This window comes from Cellulomonas fimi (assembly GCF_028583725.1).
GTDB classification, from domain to species: Bacteria; Actinomycetota; Actinomycetes; order Actinomycetales; family Cellulomonadaceae; genus Cellulomonas; species Cellulomonas fimi_B.
In genome coordinates this window covers 1,878,836-1,898,751 of record NZ_CP110680.1, presented here as the reverse complement: position 1 = coordinate 1,898,751, position 19,916 = coordinate 1,878,836, and the positions used below count along the sequence as shown (strand labels likewise).

The 19,916-nt window shown below is 75.5% G+C and carries 20 protein-coding genes; 10 read left to right on the top strand and 10 right to left on the bottom strand.

Annotated elements, in window-relative coordinates:
* The first annotated feature begins 25 nt into the window (after positions 1–25).
* Entirely contained in the window at positions 26–1,480 is a 1,455-nt protein-coding gene (locus OOT42_RS08690) for a PLP-dependent aminotransferase family protein (RefSeq protein WP_273654471.1), read from the top strand.
* Positions 1,481–1,525: 45 nt separating this feature from the next.
* Here the strand turns inward: OOT42_RS08690 and OOT42_RS08685 are convergent, their stop codons facing one another.
* The 4 genes from OOT42_RS08685 to OOT42_RS08670 are packed head-to-tail and all read right to left on the bottom strand — an operon-like array spanning position 1,526 to position 3,627.
* Complete coding sequence (locus OOT42_RS08685) at positions 1,526–1,738, bottom strand: hypothetical protein (protein WP_273654470.1); 213 nt, start codon at positions 1,736–1,738, stop codon at positions 1,526–1,528.
* Positions 1,738–2,799, bottom strand: a complete 1,062-nt coding sequence (locus OOT42_RS08680; RefSeq protein WP_273654469.1) for a quinone-dependent dihydroorotate dehydrogenase — start codon at positions 2,797–2,799, stop codon at positions 1,738–1,740. Before OOT42_RS08680 ends, OOT42_RS08685 begins: the two co-directional genes overlap by 1 nt.
* 4 nt (positions 2,800–2,803) lie before the next feature.
* Positions 2,804–3,271 (bottom strand): hypothetical protein, encoded by a 468-nt coding sequence (locus OOT42_RS08675; protein ID WP_273654468.1) that lies wholly within the window; start codon positions 3,269–3,271, stop codon positions 2,804–2,806.
* Complete coding sequence (locus OOT42_RS08670) at positions 3,268–3,627, bottom strand: hypothetical protein (RefSeq protein ID WP_273654467.1); 360 nt, start codon at positions 3,625–3,627, stop codon at positions 3,268–3,270. Before OOT42_RS08670 ends, OOT42_RS08675 begins: the two co-directional genes overlap by 4 nt.
* A gap of 94 nt (positions 3,628–3,721) precedes the next feature.
* Between OOT42_RS08670 and OOT42_RS08665 the strand changes: the two genes are divergently transcribed.
* Positions 3,722–5,206, top strand: coding sequence for a leucyl aminopeptidase (locus OOT42_RS08665; RefSeq protein ID WP_273654466.1), 1,485 nt, complete (start codon positions 3,722–3,724; stop codon positions 5,204–5,206).
* Between the two features lie 29 nt (positions 5,207–5,235).
* Here OOT42_RS08665 and OOT42_RS08660 read toward each other — a convergent pair whose 3' ends face one another.
* Positions 5,236–5,583: an oxidoreductase gene (locus OOT42_RS08660; protein WP_273654465.1), complete on the bottom strand. Its 348-nt coding sequence runs from the start codon at positions 5,581–5,583 to the stop codon at positions 5,236–5,238.
* A 190-nt stretch (positions 5,584–5,773) separates the two neighbouring features.
* On the opposite strand from OOT42_RS08660, the gene lpdA reads away from it, so the two are divergent.
* The 3 genes from lpdA (at position 5,774) to OOT42_RS08645 (ending at position 10,052) form a co-directional block, all read left to right on the top strand.
* Positions 5,774–7,159 carry a dihydrolipoyl dehydrogenase gene (gene lpdA, locus OOT42_RS08655; RefSeq protein WP_273654464.1) on the top strand — a complete coding sequence of 462 codons (1,386 nt, stop codon included), beginning with the start codon at positions 5,774–5,776 and terminating at the stop codon, positions 7,157–7,159.
* A gap of 30 nt (positions 7,160–7,189) precedes the next feature.
* On the top strand, positions 7,190–9,052 hold the full coding sequence (gene sucB / locus OOT42_RS08650; RefSeq protein ID WP_273654463.1) for a 2-oxoglutarate dehydrogenase, E2 component, dihydrolipoamide succinyltransferase: 1,863 nt from the start codon (positions 7,190–7,192) through the stop codon (positions 9,050–9,052).
* A 112-nt stretch (positions 9,053–9,164) separates the two neighbouring features.
* Positions 9,165–10,052 (top strand): TIGR01777 family oxidoreductase, encoded by an 888-nt coding sequence (locus OOT42_RS08645; RefSeq protein ID WP_273654462.1) that lies wholly within the window; start codon positions 9,165–9,167, stop codon positions 10,050–10,052.
* A 3-nt stretch (positions 10,053–10,055) separates the two neighbouring features.
* Here OOT42_RS08645 and OOT42_RS08640 read toward each other — a convergent pair whose 3' ends face one another.
* From OOT42_RS08640 to OOT42_RS08630, 3 genes are all read right to left on the bottom strand, one after another.
* Complete coding sequence (locus OOT42_RS08640; protein WP_273654461.1) at positions 10,056–11,453, bottom strand: hypothetical protein; 1,398 nt, start codon at positions 11,451–11,453, stop codon at positions 10,056–10,058.
* 111 nt (positions 11,454–11,564) lie between these two features.
* On the bottom strand, positions 11,565–12,608 hold the full coding sequence (locus tag OOT42_RS08635; protein ID WP_273654460.1) for a Gfo/Idh/MocA family protein: 1,044 nt from the start codon (positions 12,606–12,608) through the stop codon (positions 11,565–11,567).
* 10 nt (positions 12,609–12,618) lie between these two features.
* A complete protein-coding gene (locus OOT42_RS08630; protein WP_273654459.1) occupies positions 12,619–14,925 on the bottom strand; it encodes an MMPL family transporter in 2,307 nt (768 codons plus the stop codon).
* A gap of 54 nt (positions 14,926–14,979) precedes the next feature.
* Between OOT42_RS08630 and OOT42_RS08625 the strand changes: the two genes are divergently transcribed.
* Entirely contained in the window at positions 14,980–15,501 is a 522-nt protein-coding gene (locus tag OOT42_RS08625) for a MarR family winged helix-turn-helix transcriptional regulator (RefSeq protein WP_273654458.1), read from the top strand.
* Between the two features lie 10 nt (positions 15,502–15,511).
* Positions 15,512–16,204, top strand: a complete 693-nt coding sequence (gene lipB, locus OOT42_RS08620) for a lipoyl(octanoyl) transferase LipB (protein ID WP_273654457.1) — start codon at positions 15,512–15,514, stop codon at positions 16,202–16,204.
* Positions 16,205–16,274: 70 nt separating this feature from the next.
* Here the strand turns inward: lipB and OOT42_RS08615 are convergent, their stop codons facing one another.
* Positions 16,275–16,775, bottom strand: a complete 501-nt coding sequence (locus tag OOT42_RS08615) for a flavodoxin domain-containing protein (RefSeq protein ID WP_273654456.1) — start codon at positions 16,773–16,775, stop codon at positions 16,275–16,277.
* Positions 16,776–16,964: 189 nt separating this feature from the next.
* Between OOT42_RS08615 and lipA the strand changes: the two genes are divergently transcribed.
* The 3 genes from lipA (at position 16,965) to OOT42_RS08600 (ending at position 19,358) form a co-directional block, all read left to right on the top strand.
* The gene (gene lipA, locus OOT42_RS08610) at positions 16,965–17,966 is read left to right on the top strand and encodes a lipoyl synthase (protein WP_273654455.1); all 1,002 of its coding nucleotides are present in this window, start codon (positions 16,965–16,967) and stop codon (positions 17,964–17,966) included.
* A gap of 61 nt (positions 17,967–18,027) precedes the next feature.
* Complete coding sequence (locus OOT42_RS08605; RefSeq protein ID WP_273654454.1) at positions 18,028–18,747, top strand: DUF4191 domain-containing protein; 720 nt, start codon at positions 18,028–18,030, stop codon at positions 18,745–18,747.
* Positions 18,748–18,764: 17 nt separating this feature from the next.
* The gene (locus tag OOT42_RS08600) at positions 18,765–19,358 is read left to right on the top strand and encodes a class I SAM-dependent methyltransferase (RefSeq protein WP_273654453.1); all 594 of its coding nucleotides are present in this window, start codon (positions 18,765–18,767) and stop codon (positions 19,356–19,358) included.
* Positions 19,359–19,409: 51 nt separating this feature from the next.
* Here OOT42_RS08600 and OOT42_RS08595 read toward each other — a convergent pair whose 3' ends face one another.
* On the bottom strand, positions 19,410–19,910 hold the full coding sequence (locus OOT42_RS08595; RefSeq protein WP_273654452.1) for an RDD family protein: 501 nt from the start codon (positions 19,908–19,910) through the stop codon (positions 19,410–19,412).
* Positions 19,911–19,916: the final 6 nt, after the last annotated feature.

Sequence of the window (19,916 nt, the reverse complement as noted above, 5' to 3'; positions counted from 1 at the left end):
TAGCCACTTGTGCGAAAGTGGCTTCATGACGGTCTCCGACCTCCCGACCGACCGCCGCGTCTCCGGCGCCCGGGTCGCGCGCCTGCTCGGCTCGTGGCAGCAGGGTGGCCCCGCGTACGCGGCGCTCGCCGACGCGCTGCGCGCCGCGATCCTCTCCGGCACCCTGCCGCTCAGCACCCGCCTGCCCGGCGAGCGCGAGCTGGCGGACGCGCTCGGCGTCTCGCGGACCACCGCCACGGCCGCCTATGGCCTGCTGCGCGACGAGGGGTACGTCGTCAGCCGCCGCGGCAGCGGCACCGTCACGACGCTCCCGTCCGGCCCCGGCGCGCGGCGCCCCATGCCGGTCCTGGGCGGCGACGACTCGCTCACCGACCTCTCCATCGCCGCACCGTCCGCCCCGTCGGCGCTGCACGGTGCGTACCTCGCGGCCCTCGACGCGCTCCCCCGCCACCTCGCCGGCAGCGGCTACGCACCGCTCGGGCTGCCCGTGCTGCGCGAGGCGGTCGCCCGCTGGTACTGCGAGCGCGGCACGCCCACGTCGCCCGACCAGATCCTCGTCACCACCGGCGCGCAGCAGGCGATCCACCTGCTCGTCGCCGCGCACGCCGGGCCCGGCGACCGGGTCGTCGTCGAGCAGCCCACGTACCCGCACGCGGTCGACGTCGTGCGCGCCGCCGGCGCCCGGCCCGTGCCCGTCCCGTCCGGCGCGGACGGGCTCGACGTCGACCTGCTGGAGTCGACCGTCCGGCAGGTCGCGCCCCGACTCGTCTACCTCATCCCGGACCACCGCAACCCCACCGGCACGAGCCTCGACCCCGACCAGCGGGCGGCCGTCCGGGCCGTCGCGCGACGGCACCGCACGACGGTCGTCGGCGACGAGGTGCTCACCGAGCTGACGATCGACGGCGACGCGCCCGCGTCGTTCCCCGGCGACGGCACCGCGTCGCACGTCGTCGTCGCGATCGGGTCGGCCTCGAAGTCGTTCTGGGGCGGGCTGCGCGTCGGCTGGGTCCGCGCGCACCCGGACCTCGTCGCCCGGCTCGCGTCCGTGCGGGCGCACGTCGACATCGGCACGCCGCCGCTCGAGCAGCTGGTGGTCGCCGAGCTCCTCGCGTGCGCCGCCGACGTCCTCGCGTCCCGGCGTGCGGTGCTCCGGGAGCGGCGCGACCTGCTCGTCGGGCTGCTGCGCGAGCACCTGCCGACGTGGGACGTGCCCGTCCCGTCCGGCGGGCTGTCGCTCTGGGTCGACCTCGGGGCGCCCGTGTCGTCCGCGCTCGCCGCGTCGGCCCTGCGGCACGGCGTCCGCCTGGTCCCGGGTCCCGCGTTCGGCGTCGACGGCGGCCTCGAGGACCACGTGCGCGTGCCGTTCGCGGAGGCGCCGGACGTGCTGCGGCGGGGCGTCGAGGGGCTCGCGGCGGCGTGGGGCGACCTCGGTTCGGTCACCTGGGAGCCGGTCGCGCCGATCCGCGCCGTCGTCTGAGCGGACGCGCGGACGCGCGGTCCGGGACGGTCCTGCCGGGGCCGGTCAGGCCGCCGGGATCGACAACGTCGGCGTCGCCTGCACGCCCTCGTGCACCAGGCGCGCGGCGTGCACACCCTGCGACGCGAGCACGCGCCACGTCTCGCCCAGCCACTGCTCGGCGTCGAACTGGGTCGTGAAGACGGGGCTGACGGGACGGTCGACCGGTGCGCCGTCCGCGCCGTCGAACCGCCACTCCCACTGAGGCCGCACGACCATCACGCCGCCGTCGCCGTCCGGGAGCCGCGGCGACCCGCGTCCGCCGCGAGCGCCCGGCCGATCCGCGCCGCCCAGCCCGGCCCCTGGTAGATGAGGCCCGTGTAGCCCTGGACGAGGGTCGCGCCGACGGCGAGGTACTCGCGCGCGTCCGCGGGCGACGTGATGCCGCCGACGCCGATGATGACGACCTCGTCGCCGAGACGGTCGCGCAGCCGGGCCACGACGTCGAGACCCCGGGCCAGCACGGGCGGGCCGGACAGGCCGCCGGGGCCGAGGTCGTGCCCGATCGTCGTGTTCACGGCGACGACGCCGTCCAGCCCGAGCTCGGCGACGAGCTCCGCGACCGCGTCCACGTCGTCGTCGGACAGGTCCGGGGCGATCTTGACGAGCAGCGGGACCGGACGACGGCCGGCCCGGGCGGTGGCCTCGTCGGCCGCGACCCGCGTCGCCTCGAGGATGGGCCGCAACGACTCGACGGCCTGGAGGTCGCGCAGGCCGGGCGTGTTCGGCGAGGAGACGTTGACGACGAGGTAGTCGGCGTAGGGCGCGAGCCGGGCGGCGCTCGTGGCGTAGTCGACCGGTGCCTGCTCGGCGGGCGTCAGCTTGGTCTTGCCGATGTTGACGCCGACGACGTACCGGCGGCCGGCGGGCGTCGCGCGCAGACGGCGCAGACGTGCGGCGACGGCGGCGGACCCCTCGTTGTTGAAGCCCATCCGGTTCCGCAGCGCGCGCTGGTCCAGCACGCGCCACAGCCGGGGACGCTCGTTGCCGGGCTGCCCCTGGGCCGTCACGGTGCCGACCTCGACGAAGCCGAAGCCGAGCATCGTCATGCCCGGGACGCCGACGGCGTTCTTGTCGAACCCGGCCGCGAGGCCGAACGCCGACGGGAAGCTCCGGCCCCACACGCGGACCGCGCCGGACGCGGGCGGCGCGAACACGCCGCACACGACGTCACGCAGCACGGGGACCGCGGCGACGACGCGGATCAGGCGGAACGCGAGCTCGTGCGCACGCTCCGGGTCGAGCCGGCGCAGCACGAGGTCGAACAGGAGGCGGTACACGACATCACCCTAGGGGCTGGCGGGCGGCCTCACCGGGCCCGTCCACCGGACGCCCGGTCCGCCACAGCCACCACAGGCCCAGCAGCGGCAGGACGAGCGGCACGTACCCGTAGCCCTGGCCGAAGCCCGACCACACGGTCTCGTCCGGGAAGTCGCCGACGTCGACGAGCGACAGCACGCCGACCGTCAGGACGCCGGCGAGCTCGACGCTCACGGTCACCCACGCGAGCGTGCGCCGGCCGGTCGCGAGCGCGAACGTCGCGACGACGTAGACGACGCCCGCCGCGAGCGACAGCAGGTACGCGACGGGAGCCTCGTCGAGCTTGGTCGCGACCTGGTAGACACCGCGCGCCGTCGCGGCGAGCGCGAGCACCCCGTAGACGGCGACGACGAGGCGGCCGGGCCCGGCGCCGGTCGGACGGGGGCCGGCGGCCGCACGCGGACGGGCGGCGTCGGCGGGGCGGTCGGTCACACGGACCCCCAGATCTGCAGCAGGCGGAGCTCGAGGAACGCGACCGTGAGCGCGGCGACGAGCAGGACGACCGAGCTCCACCGCGTCCGCTCGGCGAACGCCCACGCGGCCGCGAGGGGCAGGACGATCGCCTGCGTCACGACGTAGCCCCAGAAGAGGGCCGCGTCGATGTCGGGCGCTCCGGTCACGGCGAGCACACCGGCCACGACGGCCTGGAGGACGAGGAGCCCCTCGACGACGGTCGCGCCCCAGAGCTGGCGCAGGACGACGGCGCGGTCGCGGGCGACGAACCACCCGGCCCATCCGGCGAGGGCGACGCAGAGCCCGACGACGAGCAGGGCGAGGGGCACGATCACGGTGCCCCACCGTACCGGCGACCGGCCTCGTCCCCGACCGCGACCGCGCGCCGGTCGCGCGGGACGCCCGGACCGACGAACTACGATCGAGCGCGTGACCGTCACCCTCACCTCCGCTGACCCCGCCCGTCTCGCCGTCGACGCCGTCGTCGTCGGCGTCGCCCGCAAGGACGGCGAGCCGTCGCTGCTCGGCGCCGCCTGGTTGCCGAAGGACCTGCGGACGGCGCTCAGCCGGGACGCCGTCGCGCTGGGCGTGACGGGTGCGGCCGACGAGGTGCGGCGCGTGCCCGGCATCGGCACGAAGGCCCCCGTGGTCGTGCTGGTGGGCGTGGGCGACGCCGACGCGCTCACCCCGGAGGCGCTGCGGCGCGCGGCCGGTGCGGCGACGCGCGAGCTCGCGGGCACGGCCTCCGTCGCCCTCACGCTGCCCGCCGAGGACGAGGAGCGGCTCGCCGCCGTCACCGAGGGCGCGCTGCTCGGCGCGTACGCGTTCCACCGGTACCGCGCGTCCGACGCGTCGTCGAAGGCCGCGGTCGCCGACGTGCACGTCGTCACGTCGCTCGGCCGCTCGAAGGCCGCCAAGGACGCCGTCGCGCGGGCCGAGGTCGTCGCCGCAGCGGTGCACGGGACGCGCGACCTCGTGAACACCGCGCCCAACGACCTGTACCCCGAGGCGTTCGCCGACGCCGCCAAGGCGGCCGTCAAGGAGGCCGGCGCCAAGGGTCTCAAGGTGTCCGTGCTCGACGAGAAGGCGCTCGTGTCCGGCGGGTACGGCGGTCTCGTGGGTGTCGGTCAGGGCTCGGTCCGCGGCCCGCGCCTGGTGCGCGTCGCGTACTCCCCGTCGCGGCCCAAGGCGACCGTCGCGCTCGTCGGCAAGGGCATCACGTTCGACTCGGGCGGCATCTCGATCAAGCCGGCCGCCGGCATGGAGGCCATGAAGTCCGACATGGCGGGTGCCGCCGCCGTGCTGCACACCGTGATCGCCGCGGCCCGCCTGGGCCTGCCCGTCGCCGTCACGGGCTGGCTGTGCCTCGCGGAGAACATGCCGTCGGGGACCGCGCAGCGGCCGTCGGACGTCATCACGATCCGCGGTGGCAAGACCGTCGAGGTGCTCAACACCGACGCCGAGGGGCGGCTCGTCATGGCCGACGGCCTCGTCGCGGCGGTCGAGGAGAAGCCCGACGTCGTGCTCGACATCGCGACGCTCACGGGCGCGCAGATGGTCGCGCTCGGCCACCGCGTGTCCGCCGTCATGGGCACGGACGACGTGCGCGGCGAGGTCGTCGCGGCCGCCGGGACCGCGGGCGAGCAGTTCTGGCCCATGCCGTTGCCGGCCGACCTGAAGGCCGGGCTGCGCTCGAAGGTCGCCGACCTCGCGAACATCGGCGACCGGTTCGGCGGCATGCTGACCGCCGGCATCTTCCTGCAGGAGTTCGTCGGCTCGACGCCGTGGGCGCACCTGGACATCGCGGGCCCCGCGTTCAACGAGAAGGCCGCGCACGGCTACACGCCCGTCGGCGGCACCGGCGTCGGCGTGCGGACGCTCCTCGCGCTCGTCGAGGGGCGCGCGACCGCCTGACCCGACCGGTCACGCGTCGCCGCGCCTCGCTACAGGACGCGGCGACGCCGCTCGCGCTCGATGCGCTGGCGCGCGTTCCAGTCGCGGACGCGCTGCGGGTAGCCGGTGCGCTGCACGTCGTACACGGGGATGCCGAGCTCGCGCGCGAGGTCCCAGCCGACCTTCGGGTCGGGGACGCGACGACGGGTCCACTCGCCGTCCGTCGCGACCAGCATCATCGTCGTCTGCGTCACGTTGGTCGGCGGCTCGACGTACGCCTCGACGCCGACCCGTGTCGTCACGAACTCCCGCAGGTGCGCGAGCGTCGCCTCGCGCGCGGCGCGGTCCGACGGCACCGCGTCGGGGGTGCGGTGGCGGCGTCGCGAGAACCAGCCCATCCCGCGAGCGTAACGACGCACCCTGGACGTTCGCTGGGACTCCGCCGAGCGACGCACCGGGGCAGTCATGGGACGACTGTTCCGAGCATCACACGCCACGGCTGCTCGCCGAGGTCGTTCGGACCTTGACGGGATGACAAGATGGTCGGCGAGCTTCGAGACCCACACGCCTGCGCATAGGAGTCTGCACGTGGCCGACACGAACGGCACCGCTTTCGACATCGTCGTCCTGGGAGCGGGGAGCGGCGGCTACGCCGCGGCTCTGCGCGCCGCCCAGCTGGGCAAGAACGTCGCCCTCATCGAGGCCGACAAGGTGGGTGGCACCTGCCTGCACAACGGCTGCATCCCCACCAAGGCCCTGCTGCACGCCGCCGAGCTCGCGGACAACGCGCGCGAGGGTGCGCACTTCGGCGTGCACAGCACGCTCGACCGCATCGACATGGGCGGCGTGAACCAGTACAAGGACACCGTGATCGGCGGCCTCTACAAGGGCCTGCAGGGGCTCATCAAGTCCCGCAAGATCACCGTGATCGAGGGCCACGGCAAGCTCGTCGGCCAGAACGCCGTCCAGGTCGGCGACACGACCTACACGGGCGAGCACGTCATCCTCGCGACCGGCTCCTACGCGCGCTCGCTTCCGGGCCTCGAGATCGGCGGCCGGGTCATCACGTCCGACCAGGCCCTCACGCTCGACTTCGTGCCGAAGTCCGCGATCATCCTCGGCGGCGGTGTCATCGGCTCCGAGTTCGCGAGCGTCTGGAAGTCGTTCGGCGCGGACGTCACGATCATCGAGGCGCTCCCCCACCTGGTCCCCAACGAGGACGTCGCGCTCTCCAAGGCGTTCGAGCGCGCGTTCCGCAAGCGCGGCATCGCGTTCAACCTCGGCGTCCGCTTCCAGGGCGTCACGCAGAACGACAACGGCGTGCACGTCACGCTCGAGGACGGCAAGTCCTTCGACGCGGACCTCCTGCTCGTCGCCGTCGGCCGCGGCCCGCGCACGTCGGGCGTCGGCTACGAGGAGCAGGGCATCACGCTCGACCGCGGCTTCGTCATCACCGACGAGAAGCTGCACACCGGCGTCGGCAACATCTGGGCCGTCGGCGACATCGTCCCCGGCCTGCAGCTCGCGCACCGCGGCTTCGCGCAGGGCATCTTCGTCGCGGAGCAGATCGCCGGGCTCAACCCGCAGCCGATCGTCGAGTCGGGCATCCCCCGCGTCACCTACTCGCACCCCGAGGTCGCCTCGGTCGGTCTCACCGAGGCCGCCGCCAAGGAGGTCCACGGCGAGGACGCCGTCGAGATCCTCGAGTACAACCTCGCGGGCAACGGCAAGAGCAAGATCCTCGACACCCAGGGCTTCATCAAGCTCGTGCGCCGCAAGGACGGGCCCGTCGTCGGCGTGCACATGATCGGCGACCGCGTCGGGGAGCTCATCGGCGAGGGCCAGCTCATCGTGAACTGGGAGGCGTACCCCGAGGACGTCGCCTCGCTCATCCACGCCCACCCGACGCAGAACGAGGCGCTCGGCGAGGCCCACCTGGCGCTCGCCGGCAAGCCGCTGCACGCCCACAACTGACCCCCACGATCGAAGGAGACACGAGCGGTCATGTCCGACAACGTGCAGCTTCCCGCTCTCGGTGAGTCCGTCACCGAGGGCACCGTCACCCGCTGGCTGAAGAACGTGGGCGACCGCGTGGAGGTCGACGAGCCCCTGCTCGAGATCTCGACCGACAAGGTCGACACCGAGATCCCGTCGCCGTTCGCCGGCGTGCTCGAGCAGATCCTCGTCCAGGAGGACGAGACCGTCGAGGTCGGCGCGACGCTGGCCGTCATCGGCACCGGCGAGGGCGGCGGTGCGTCCGCGCCCGCCGAGGAGGCCCCGGCCCAGGAGACGCCCGCGCAGCAGGCGCCCGCCGAGCAGCCCGCCGCCGAGGCGCAGCCCGTGCAGGAGTCCGTCGAGGAGCACGAGGAGCCCGCCGAGGCCCCCGCGCAGCAGGCGCCCGCCGCGCAGGAGCAGTCCTCGGGCGGCCAGGGCGGTGGCGGTGGCCAGGAGGTCACGCTCCCCGCGCTCGGCGAGTCCGTCACCGAGGGCACCGTCACGCGCTGGCTCAAGCAGGTCGGCGACAGCGTCGAGGTCGACGAGCCGCTGCTCGAGATCTCGACCGACAAGGTCGACACCGAGATCCCGTCGCCCGTCGCGGGCACGGTCCAGGAGATCCGCGTCCAGGAGGACGAGACCGTCGAGGTCGGCGCCGTCCTGGCGATCGTGGGCAGCGGCGCCGCCGCGGCCCCGGCTCCCGCCGCTGCTCCCGCACCCGAGGCCGCCCCTGCCGAGCAGGCGCAGCCCGCTCCGGTCCCGGCGTCGGCCCCCGCTCCGCAGGAGCAGGCGCCCGCCCCCGCAGCCCCGCAGGGCGGTGGCTACGAGGCGCCCGCGCCCGAGGCCGAGTCGACGCAGACGACCGGTGCGGCTCCCGCCGCCGAGCAGGCCGCCGCCCAGCAGCCGACGGCGTCCGCCGCGGCGAGCGCCGGCGGGTCCTACCTGACCCCGCTCGTCCGCAAGCTCGCGGCCGAGAAGGGCGTCGACGTCGCGACCCTGACCGGCACGGGCGTCGGTGGCCGCATCCGCAAGGAGGACGTCCTCGAGGCGGCCGCCAAGGCGGAGGCGGCGAAGGCGGCGCAGGCCGCCCCTGCTGCCGCCGCTCCGGCAGCGGCTGCCGCCCCCAAGGCGCCGACCGTCCCGTCGGTGTCGCCGCTGCGCGGCACCACGGAGAAGGCCAGCCGCCTGCGCCAGATCATCGCCGAGCGCATGGTGGAGGCCCTGCACACGCAGGCGCAGCTCACCACGGTCGTCGAGGTCGACGTCACCAAGGTCGCCCGCCTGCGTGCGCGCGCCAAGGACGACTTCAAGGCGCGCGAGGGCGTCAACCTCACGTTCCTGCCGTTCTTCGTGCAGGCCGCGGTCGAGTCGCTCAAGGCGTTCCCGAAGATCAACGGGGTGCTCGAGGGCAACCAGATCACGTACCACGGGCAGGAGAACGTGGCGATCGCCGTCGACACCGAGCGTGGCCTGCTCACGCCGGTGATCCGCGACGCGGGCGACCTCAACCTCGCCGGCATCGCGCGCAAGATCGCCGACCTCGCGGCCCGCACGCGCGCCAACAAGGTCACGCCCGACGAGCTGTCGGGTGCGACCTTCACCGTGACCAACACGGGCTCGGGCGGTGCGCTCATCGACACCCCGATCGTGCCGACCGGCACCTCGGCGATCCTCGGCACCGGCGCGATCGTCAAGCGGCCGGTCGTCGTCAAGGACGCGGACGGCGAGGAGGTCATCGCGATCCGGTCGATGTGCTACCTGTGCCTGTCGTACGACCACCGCCTGGTCGACGGCGCGGACGCGTCGCGGTACCTCTCCGCGGTCAAGGCCCGCATCGAGGAGGGCGCGTTCGAGGCCGAGGTCGGTCTCTGACGCTCGTCACGTGACGACGGCCCGGGTCCCCGCGGACCCGGGCCGTCGTCGTCCCCGGGCGCGCGCGTCGCTCGCCCGGCCGGGTGCCGCCCCTGCGCCTAGGGTGACCGGCATGGACGTGGTCGTCGCAGGTGCCAGCGGGTTCATCGGCAGCGCACTCGTGCCCGCGCTGCGGGCCGACGGGCACCGCGTGCGCGTGCTGGTCCGCCGCGACGCGAGCGGGCCGGACGAGATCCCCTGGGACCCGGCCGCCGGCCGGCTGGACCCGCACGACCTCGAGGGTGCGGACGCGGTCGTCGACCTCGCCGGCGTCAACGCGGGCTCGCGACCGCTGACACCCGCACGCAAGAGGGCGGTCGTGCAGTCGCGCGTCGACACCGCAGGCATCCTCGCCCGCACGCTCGCCGCGCACGACGACGGCCCGCGGGTCCTGCTCCAGGCGTCGGGCATCGGCGCCTACGGTGACCGCGGCGACGAGGTGCTCGACGAGCACGAGCCGCTCGGCACGACGTTCTTCGCCGGCGTCGTGCGGCAGTGGGAGGCCGCGACCGCACCGGCGCAGGAGGCGGGAGTGCGCGTCGCGCTGCTCCGCACCGGGATCGTGCTCGCGCCCCACGGAGGCGCGCTGGGCCGGCTCCTGCCGCTCGTCCGGCTCGGTGTCGGGGGGCGGCTCGGGTCCGGGACGCAGTTCTGGCCGTGGATCACGCTCGTCGACGAGGTGCGGTCGATCGCCCACCTGCTGACCACCGACGTGCGCGGGCCGGTGAACCTCGTCGCGGCGGCCGACCGCAACGTCGACGTCGTCAAGGCCCTCGCGGCCGCCGTGCACCGCCCCGCGGTCGTCCCGGTGCCCGCGTGGGCACTGCGGCTGGCGCTGCAGGACTTCTCGTCCGAGGTGCTCGGGTCGATCCGCGCCACACCGGCCGCGCTCGCGGCGAGCGGGTTCCGGCCCGTGCACGCGGACCTCGCGACCGCCGCGGCGTGGGTGGCGGCGGGCTGACGCTCACGCGTCCGCGACGTCCCACACGCGCCAGCCGTCGTCGGTCCGGCGCAGCGTGAGGACGACCGTCCGCGGGTCGGCTGCGGGCACCGCCGTGGTGGTGCCTGCCGCCTCGACCCGCGTGTAGCCGGACATCGCCGAGGTCACGCGCACCGCGACCTCCGCACCGGGCGCGGAGGGGTCGGGCGCGGACGGGTCGGGCGCGGACGGGCCGGGCGTGCCCGTGGACCCGACCACGGTGACGTCCTGCACCACGACTCCCAGGCCCTCGATCCGCGCACCCGCGAGCGCGTCGACCAGGGCCAGGTCCGCGCGGTGTGCGGGCCCGTCGACGACCTCGACCTCCCGCAGCCTCGTCGCGTCGCCGGAGGCGACGAGCTCCGCGCGCAGCCGGGTCAGGTCCGCGGCGGCTGCCGCGACGTCGCTCGTGAGCGACGCCTCACCCGCCCCGGCGGCGGTCCCGGTCGTCGGGAGCGACGACGAGGTCGCGCCCCCGGCGGGTGACGCCGCGGCCGGCCCGTCCCCGCCGGTCGGCGGGAGCAGCCCGGCGAGCCCGAGGACGAGCACGACCGCGACGAGCGTCCCGGCGGCGGCACCCGCCACGGTCACGGCGCGCGGCACCCGGCGGGCCGGACGGCGCGGGCGCCGCAGGTCGGCGGCGGCCGAGGCGCCGGTGCGCGCGAGGTCGAGGGCGGCGCGGGCACCCGCGTCGGGGAGGCGCACGGGTTCGGGGACGACGACGGCGAAGCACCGGTCGACGAGCTGTCCGGCGGTCACGTCGCCCGCGGTGACGAGCGCCTCGAGCGTGTCGCGCAGCGAGCCGTCGTGCGGGCCGGCGAGGAGGTGCACGTCCGCGTCGGGGACCTGCGCGAGCACGGAGGCCACGAGCCTGCGCACGTCGCCGTCGGGTGTGCCGGTGCCGGTGAGCGCGCCGCGCACGTCCACGAGCGCCGGCCGCCCGTCGGGCCGCACGACGACGGTCGCCGGGCTCACGCCGCCGTGCGCGAGACCGGCGTCGTGCAGCGCGCCGAGCGCGGTCGCGACGGGGATCGCGACCGTCGCCGCCTCGCCGTCGGACAGCGGCGCGCGCTGCGACCGCAGCTCGGCCAGCGTCGGCCCGGGGACGTGCTCGACGACCAGGGCGGTGCGGCCCGGGCCGATCTCGACGACGTCGTGCACGACGGGGAGGTGCTCGTGGCGGAGCCGTCGGAGCCGTTCGGCACGCGCTGCCGTGACGTCGTCGAGCACGGTCGCCACGACGTGCACCTCGATCCGGCGGCCGGAGCCGTCGGTCGCCGACGCCAGCCACCCGGTGCCGTCGGGCCCGGCCGCACCGGCGACCCGGAACGCACCGCCGTCGAGCAGCGCGCGGACGTCGGCGGGCACGAGGAACGTCTCCATGCGCGGCATCGAACCGTGCACGGACCGGCGCCGGCGCGCCCCGTCCACAGGCGACGGGCGCGACCGCGTCGGCACGGGACACGGCAGCGCGCCCCGCGGGTCGCGTCGACGTCAGAGCCGGACGACGACGCCCTCGGCCGCGGAGGTGCGCGCGGCGTCGAGCACGCGTGCGGTGCGCACGGCGTCCGCCGGGTCGACGGGCGGCGGTCCGCCGTCGACGACCCAGCGCACGGCCTCGCGGTAGAGGTCGACGTGACCGCCCGGCGGCATCGGGACGGGCGAGCGTTCGGACCCCCGCACCAGCCACCCCTCGTGCTCGGGCTCGCCGGGGCGGCGACCCTCCTCGTAGGCGTCGTCGAGCACCGCGAACGGCGTCGGCTCACCCTCGAACGACGTCACGAGGTACGCGGCCGCGTCACCGAGCACGCGCGTCCGCGGGCCGGGGGCACCGACGACCGACCCGGCCTGCAGGTGGCTGACGACGCCCGGCCCGCCGCCGTGCTCGTCGTGCACGAGCGCGAGGAAGACGTCGTCGATCGCGGGCGTCGACCGGGCGGCGAGCTCGGCGTAGACGGAGCGCACCGGGCCGAACAGCTGGACGGCGGAGTCCACGAGGTGCGCGCCGAGGTCGAGCAGCAGCCCGCCGGCGTCGCGGTCGTTCTCCTTCCACCGGTCCTGCGGCACGGGCCGGAACCTCTCCCAGCGCCGCTCGAAGCGGTGCACGCGTCCGAGGGTCCCCGCCTCGAGCAGGGATCGCAGCGCGAGCTGCTCGGAGTCCCAGCGTCGGTTCTGGAAGACGGTCAGCCGCCCGCCCGCGTGCAGCGACGCGTCGACGAGACGCTCGGCCTCGGCGGTGGTCGTCGCGAGCGGCTTGTCGACGAGCACGTGCACGCCCGTGCCGAGCGCGGCGAGCACGTGCTCGACGTGGTCGCCGGTGGGGCTCGCGACGACGACGAGGTCGAGCTCGCCGACGTGCTCGAGCAACGCCGGGACGTCGGGGACGACGACCGCCCGGGGCCAGTCCTCCCGCACCTGGGCGGCGCGGTGGCGCGTGACGACGTGCGTCACCCGCTGGTGCGCCTCGCGCAGCAGCCGCGCGTGGATACCCCGCCCCGCTCCCCCGTAGCCGACCAGACCCACGCGCAGCGACTCCATGCGCGCCACTCTACGGTCGCGGCGGCTCCGCGGCCCCGGAGGCCCCGACCGCGGCGACGGGCTCCGGGCCGCCGGCGCCGTGCGTCCCGCCGGCGTGCGGGCGCGACAGCCTCGACGGCCACCACGTGCGGTCGCCGAGGTCGTGCACGAGCGCGGGCACGAGCAGGGACCGCACGACGGTCGTGTCGAGCAGCACGCCGAGCGCGACGATCACCGCGAGCTGCGCGAGGAACAGCAGCGGGATGACGCCGAGGGCCGCGAACGTCACGGCGAGCACGACGCCGGCCGACGTGATGACACCGCCGGTGACGGCGAGCCCGCGCACCACGCCCGGCCGCGTGCCCACGCGCGCCGACTCCTCCCGCACGCGGGTCATGAGGAAGATCGAGTAGTCGACGCCGAGGGCGACGAGGAACACGAACCCGTAGAGCGGCACGGCCGGGTCGGCGGGCGGCAGGTCCAGCACGTGGTTGAACAGGATCGCGGAGACCCCGAGCGTCGCGGCGAACGACAGGACGTTGGCACCGAGCAGCAGACCGGCCGCGACGACGGACCGCAGCAGGAGCGTGAGGATCAGCCCGATCACGAGGAGCACGACGGGCACGATGACCCGCAGGTCGTGCCGGGCGGCGTCCTGGGCGTCGAGCGTCTCGGCCGCGGCGCCGCCGACCAGCGCGTCGGGGTCGACGGCGTGCGCGGCGGTCCGCACGTCGGCGGCGACCGCGACGGCCTCCTGGGAGTCCGACGACGCGGTCGTCACCACGTCGAGCCGGACGTCACCGTCGACGACCACGGGGTCGCCGGTCCCGGCCGGTGCTCCTGCGGCCACGCCGGTGTACGGCGCGACGCTCTCGACGCCGTCGACGTCCTCGATCGCGGCGGCCACGTCGTCGGCGGTGTCCTGCGCGGTGATGACGGTGACGGGCTGGACCGCGCCGGCCGGGAAGTGCTCGACGAGCACCTCCTGCCCGGCGACGGCGTCGACCTCGGTGAGGAACACGTCGGCCTGGTCGGTGCCACCGGCGCGGAACGTCGGCAGGAACGCGGCACCGAGGGCGAGCACGAGCGCGGTCACGACCCACACGGGGCGGGCGCGTCGCGCGACCCAGCGCGCGAGGCGGCCCCAGGCGCCGGGCGCGTCGGCCGGGTCGTCGGTCGGTGCCGCGTGGTGGCCGTGCGCGACCGCGACGGGTGCGGTCGGGCGGGGCACGCGCGGCCAGAACAGGGCCCGCGACCAGCGGCCGAGGACGAGGAGGAACGCGGGCAGGAGCGTGGTGGCGGCGAGGAACGACGACGCGATGCCGATGGCGGCGACCGGACCGAGCGAGCGGTTGGACCCGAGGTCGGACAGCAGGAGGCACAGGACGCCCGCGGCGACGGTCCCGGCGGACGCGCCGATCGGCTCGAGGCACGCGCGCAGCGCGCGGCGCATCGCGGTCGCCGGGTGCTCGGCGTGCCGCAGCTCCTCGCGGTAGCGGGCGACGAGGAGCAGCGCGTAGTCGACGCTCGCGCCGACGACGAGGATCGAGAGGATGCCCTGCGACTGCCCGTTGAGGATCAGCACGTCGTTCGCCGCGAGCTGGTAGACGACGAGGCCCGCGAGGGACAGCGCGAACACGGCCGTGAGGATGACGACGAACGGCAGGAACGGCGAGCGGTAGACGATCACCAGGATGACGAGCACGGCGCCGAGCGCGACGAGCAGGAGCACGCCGTCGATGCCGCCGAACGCCGTGACGAGGTCGGCGACGAAACCGGCGGGCCCGGTGACCCACGCGAGCAGCCCGACGTCGCCGGCCTCGGTCGCGGTCGCGCCGAGGTCCTGCTCGAGCGAGGCGCGCAGGTCGGTCACGAGCACCTCGGTGACGGAGTCCTCGCCGATCTGCTCGTCCGAGGCGTCGGCGTCGACCGAGAAGATCGCGAGCAGCGCGAGTCCGTCCTCGGACGGGACGACGACGGGGTCGCCGACGAGGTAGTCGGCCCACGTCGCGCCGTCGCCCTCGGGGACGTCGCGGTCGGGGACGCCCGTCGCCCAGGCGGATGCCGCCTGCAGCTGCTCCGGGGTGACGTCGCCGCCGCCGTCGGGCTCCATCACGACCAGCGCGGGTAGGGTCGGCGTGTCCACGAACGCGCGGCTCGCCTCGGCGGCCCGCGTGGACTCGGCGGACGACGGCAGGAACGCAGCCGCGTCGTTCTCCTGGACCTGTCCGAGCTTGCCCTGGGCCATGCCCCCGACAGCTCCGACGGCGAGCCAGACGACGAGCGCGACGGCGACGAGGAGGGCACGGACCACGGTCGCCCGACGATTGCTCAGCATGCTGAGTATCATGGGTGGCGAAGCGCCGGACGGCAAACGGAGGGACCAGCAAGGGTGCGCGACGGCCTGGACGACCCCGACCCGGGTGCCGGCGAGACGTTCGACCCCGCGTCGAGCGACCCCGCCCACTGGCCCGTCGGCCGACTGCTGTCCGCCGCCGCGCGGCGCGTCGAGCGCGAGTGGAACGCCCACCTCGGCGGCTGGGACCTCAACCACGCGAGCCTCCCGGTCCTCGTCCACCTCGCCCGCTCCCCCCGGTCGCAGCGCGAGCTCGCGGCCGCCTGCGGCGTGACCGAGCAGACCATGAGCCGCGTCCTCGCCCGCATGGAGCGCACGGGGTACGTCCGACGCTCCCCGCACCAGGACGACCGTCGTCGCCACGTCATCACCGCGACACCCGAGGGCCTCGCGGCGCTCGACGCCGCGGCGGACCGGCGCCGCGCCGAGGAGGTCGTGACGCGCGGCCTGACACCGGCGCAGGTCGAGCAGCTGCGTGCGCTGCTCGTGCTCGTCGCCCGGCCCGACGACGCCCCCGGCGGCGGGACGCCGGCGGCCGGTGAGGCACGCCGGGGTTAGCCTGACCGGCATGCGGTTCGACGCGCTCGACCTCGGCACCCGCCTGCTCCCCTACGAGCCCACGTGGGCGCTGCAGCGCGAGGTGCACGCCGCCGTCTCGGCCGGGGAGCGCGAGGACACCGTGCTGCTCTGCGAGCACGAGGACGTCTACACCGCGGGCCGGCGCACCGCGCGCTGGGACCGCCCGACCGACGGCACCCCCGTCGTGGACGTCGACCGCGGCGGACGCATCACCTGGCACGGACCCGGCCAGCTCGTCGGCTACCCGATCGTCCGCCTCGCACAGCCGATCGACGTCGTGCGCTACGTCCGCGCGCTCGAGGAGGCCCTCATCCGCACGTGCGCCGACCTCGGCCTGCACGCGGTGCGCGTCGAGGGCCGCAGCGGCGTGTGGTTCGCGGCCGACCCCGGCGACGACGCCCGGCCCGCGCGCCGCGAGCGCAAGGTCGCCGCGATCGGCGTGCGCGTCGCGCGCGGCGTCACCATGCACGGCTTCGCGCTCAACTGCGAGCCGGACCTGCACGCGTTCGACCGGATCGTGCCGTGCGGCATCGACGACGCCGACGTGACGTCGCTGTCCGCCGAGACGGGCCGGCGCGTCACGATCGACGAGATCACCCCGCTCGTGCGCGGGCACCTCGTCGCGACGCTCACGCCCCTGCTCGCGGCCACGCTCGACGCGCACGCGCCCGCCGCCGGGTAGCGCGCCGAGCACCCCGCCGACGCCGCCCCCGGCCGGCCGACCGCTTCCCCCGGTCGACCGGCGCGGCGGCTCAGCCCGCGCGCACCGCCGCGAGCTCCGCGACGACCTCGGCCGCCCACGACCGCACGTCGTCGAAGTCCCGGAAGTCCCCGGTCTCGGCGCGGGTCAGCGCGACGAGCGCCCGCTCGTTGAGGTTGAGCTCCGCGCGCTCGATCCGCCCGACGAAGCAGCGCGGCTCGCGCGCACCGGTGTGGCGTGCCACCACGTCGACGTCGTCCGGCGGCGTCGGCGGCAGCGGCGGGTCGCCCACCGGGCCCGACCAGAACAGCCACACGGGCATCGAGCGCAGGTGCGCGCCCTGCCGTTCGACGAGGTCCCGGAGGGAGGCGGCGAGCCGGCCGACGTAGACCGCCGACCCCAGCACCGCGGCGTCGTAGGCGGTGACGTGCTCGACCTCGTCGGGCGCCACCTCGTCGACCTCGTGCCCCGCCTCGCGCAGCACCTCGGCCACCACCGCGCCGATCTCGCGCGTCGCACCGTGCCGCGACGCGACCGTCATGAGGATCTTCATCGTCCCTCCCTCGTCGCGCCGGCGACCGCGCGGGGGTCCCCACCGGTCCCGGTCACCCGGGCGTGCGTCGCCGACGCCCTCAGCGTCGCGCCGCCGCGACCGCCGCCGCACGGGACCGAGGTCCCGACCGGTTGTGACGTGCGACTCCCCCACCACGCGCCGCGCGCGAGCGGGGTTAGTCTGACCGCTGTGACGATCGCTCCCGAGGGCCGCCGCATGCTCCGCGTCGAGGCGCGCAACGCCGCGACGCCGATCGAGAAGAAGCCGGAGTGGATCCGGACCCGCGCGACGATGGGCCCCGAGTACAGCGAGCTCAAGGGCCTCGTGAAGCGCGAGGGGCTGCACACGGTCTGCGAGGAGGCGGGCTGCCCCAACATCTTCGAGTGCTGGGAGGACCGCGAGGCGACGTTCCTCATCGGCGGCGACCAGTGCACCCGGCGGTGCGACTTCTGCCAGATCGACACGGGCAAGCCCGCGGACTTCGACGCCGACGAGCCTCGCCGCGTGGCCGCGTCGGTGCAGGCCATGGGTCTCAAGTACGCGACGGTCACCGGTGTCGCACGCGACGACCTGCCCGACGGCGGCGCGTGGCTCTACGCGGAGACGGTCCGCCAGATCCACGCCGTCAACCCCGGGACGGGCGTCGAGCTGCTCATCCCCGACTTCAACGCGGTGCCCGCGCTGCTCGACGAGGTCAACGAGTCCCGGCCCGAGGTGCTCGCGCACAACGTCGAGACCGTGCCGCGCATCTTCAAGCAGATCCGCCCGGCGTTCCGGTACGACCGCTCGCTGTCGGTCCTGACCCGCGCGCGCGAGGCCGGTCTCGTCACCAAGTCGAACCTGATCCTCGGCATGGGCGAGACGACCGACGAGGTCAAGACGGCGCTCAAGGACCTGGTCGACGCGGGCTGCGACATCGTGACGATCACGCAGTACCTGCGCCCGTCGCTGCGGCACCACCCGGTCGACCGGTGGGTCCGGCCCGAGGAGTTCGTCGAGCTCTCGGAGCACGCGCAGGAGCTCGGGTTCCTCGGCGTCATGTCGGGTCCGCTCGTGCGCTCGTCGTACCGCGCGGGCCGCCTGTGGGGCCAGGCCATGCGTCACCGCGGCATCGAGATCCCCGCGGCGCTCGCGCACCTCGGCGAGCCGACGACCGCCCGTCAGGAGGCCGCGAGCCTGCTCGCGCGGTGACGTCGCCCGGGCACCCGTCCGGTGTCCGGTCCGCACGCCGCGATCGGTAGACTCCGACACCATGGCCCGCGACACGAACGCCACTCCCCCGGCCGCCGGGAAGGTCCGCAAGACCCGCTGGTACCACCAGCTGTGGCAGGCGTACCAGATGACCCGCCAGAGCGACCCGGCGGTGACGTGGCTGCTGCTCGCGGTGTTCGTCGGGATCGTCGCGGTCGGCCTGGTCATCGGCCTGCTGCTCGACTCGATCGTCTACGTGCTGCTCCTGAGCATCCCGTTCGCGCTGCTCGGTGCGATGTTCGTGCTGGCCCGGCGCGCGGAGACCGCGGCCTACACCCGGATCGCCGGCCAGCCCGGGGCGTCGCGTGCCGCGCTCGGCACGATCCGCCGCGGCTGGACGTTCACCGAGGAGCCCGTCAACGTCGACCCGCGCACCAAGGACATGGTGTTCCGCGGGCTCGGTCGCCCCGGCGTCGTCCTCATCGCCGAGGGCGGTCCCGCACCGCGACTGGCACGCCTGCTCGAGGCGGAGCGCAAGCGCACGGCACGCGTCATCTCCGGCGCCCCGATCACGCTGGTCCAGGTCGGCGACGACGAGGGCCAGGTCCCGCTGCGCAAGCTGCCGCGCCACATCCAGCGCCTGCGGCCCTCGCTGACCAAGCAGGAGGTCGCCGAGGTGGGCAAGCGGCTCACCGCGCTCGGTGCCGTCCGCCTGCCGGTGCCGAAGGGTGTCGACCCGATGCGCGCGCGCCCCGACCGCAAGGGCATGCGCGGGCGCTGATCCGCTACGGTCCGTCCGTGCGCGACGACCGCTGGAACCACAACACGCACTACCACCCGCTCGCGCTGCGGCACGCCCCGCACGCGCGCAGCGCGCTGGACGTGGGCTGCGGCGAAGGTCTGCTCGTGCGCCGGCTGCGCGCCGCGGGCGTGCCCCGCGTCACGGGCGTCGACCTCGACGCGGCCCAGGTCGACCTCGCGCGCGCGGCGTCGGCGGGCGACGACGGCGTCACGTACGTCGTCGGCGACGCGCTCGAGGTGCTCGACGGCGAGCGGTTCGACCTCGTCACGTGCTACGCGACGCTGCACCACCTGCCCCTGCGCGACGGGTTGCGACGCCTCGCGGCGCGCACGGCTCCCGGCGGACGGCTCGTCGTCGTCGGGCTCGCGGGCGTCCGCACCCCCGCCGACCTGGCGCTGAGCGCCGCGGCCGTGCCCGTCGCAGCGGTCGTCGACCGCGCGCGCGGCGTCTGGGACCACGGCGCACCCGTGACCGACCCGCGGGAGGGCTACGGCGAGGTCCGGGACGCGGCGCGCGACGTGCTGCCGGGCGTGCGCTGGCGCCGGCACCTGTACTGGCGGTACAGCCTCACCTGGCAGGCGCCCGCCTGACGACGCGGCACGACGGCCGCCCGCCTAGGCGATCGCGACCCGCGCTGGGCGTCAGCGGCGGACGATCGCCGTGCCCGCGGCACGGTCGTGCAGCCCGCGGCCGTCCGAGTCCCACACCACGGCCGGGACCACCAGGCACAGGAGCAGCCCGCGAACGAGCCCCGACAGAAGGCCGGGCGGGCGGCCGGTGTCGGTCAGCGGCGCCGCACCCGCAGGCGGCACCGCGGCACGCCGCACCCGCAGCCCCAGCAGCCGGTGCCCGAGCGTGAAGCCGACGGTCCCGACCAGCAGGACGTTCTCCAGCAGGAAGATCGCGAGCGTCGCCGTCGGCGCACCCCGGGTCAGGTAGAAGCCCGAGCGCTCGACCGGGAAGAACGTGGCCGCGATGAGCAAGCACACCGTCCAGTCGACGGCGAGCGCGAGGACGCGCCGGCCGAGCGGAGCGAGCGCGCCCGAGCCCTCGGGCGGCAGGCCGAGCCGCGCGCCGCGGGCGGACGTCCCCGCCGGGGAGCCACCCTCGAGCCAGGAACCCATGTCGTCGCGTGAGGTCACGCGACA

Excerpts from the sequence above, each read along its gene's own strand:
- OOT42_RS08690 (WP_273654471.1), top strand. The coding sequence starts at position 26 with ATGACGGTCTCCGACCTCCCGACCGACCGCCGCGTCTCCGGCGCCCGG.
- OOT42_RS08685 (WP_273654470.1), bottom strand. The coding sequence starts at position 1,738 with ATGGTCGTGCGGCCTCAGTGGGAGTGGCGGTTCGACGGCGCGGACGGC.
- OOT42_RS08660 (WP_273654465.1), bottom strand. The coding sequence starts at position 5,583 with ATGGGCTGGTTCTCGCGACGCCGCCACCGCACCCCCGACGCGGTGCCG.
- sucB (WP_273654463.1), top strand. The coding sequence starts at position 7,190 with ATGTCCGACAACGTGCAGCTTCCCGCTCTCGGTGAGTCCGTCACCGAG.
- OOT42_RS08645 (WP_273654462.1), top strand. The coding sequence starts at position 9,165 with ATGGACGTGGTCGTCGCAGGTGCCAGCGGGTTCATCGGCAGCGCACTC.
- OOT42_RS08640 (WP_273654461.1), bottom strand. The coding sequence starts at position 11,453 with ATGGAGACGTTCCTCGTGCCCGCCGACGTCCGCGCGCTGCTCGACGGC.
- OOT42_RS08635 (WP_273654460.1), bottom strand. The coding sequence starts at position 12,608 with ATGGAGTCGCTGCGCGTGGGTCTGGTCGGCTACGGGGGAGCGGGGCGG.
- OOT42_RS08630 (WP_273654459.1), bottom strand. The coding sequence starts at position 14,925 with ATGCTGAGCAATCGTCGGGCGACCGTGGTCCGTGCCCTCCTCGTCGCC.
- lipB (WP_273654457.1), top strand. The coding sequence starts at position 15,512 with ATGCGGTTCGACGCGCTCGACCTCGGCACCCGCCTGCTCCCCTACGAG.
- OOT42_RS08615 (WP_273654456.1), bottom strand. The coding sequence starts at position 16,775 with ATGAAGATCCTCATGACGGTCGCGTCGCGGCACGGTGCGACGCGCGAG.
- OOT42_RS08605 (WP_273654454.1), top strand. The coding sequence starts at position 18,028 with ATGGCCCGCGACACGAACGCCACTCCCCCGGCCGCCGGGAAGGTCCGC.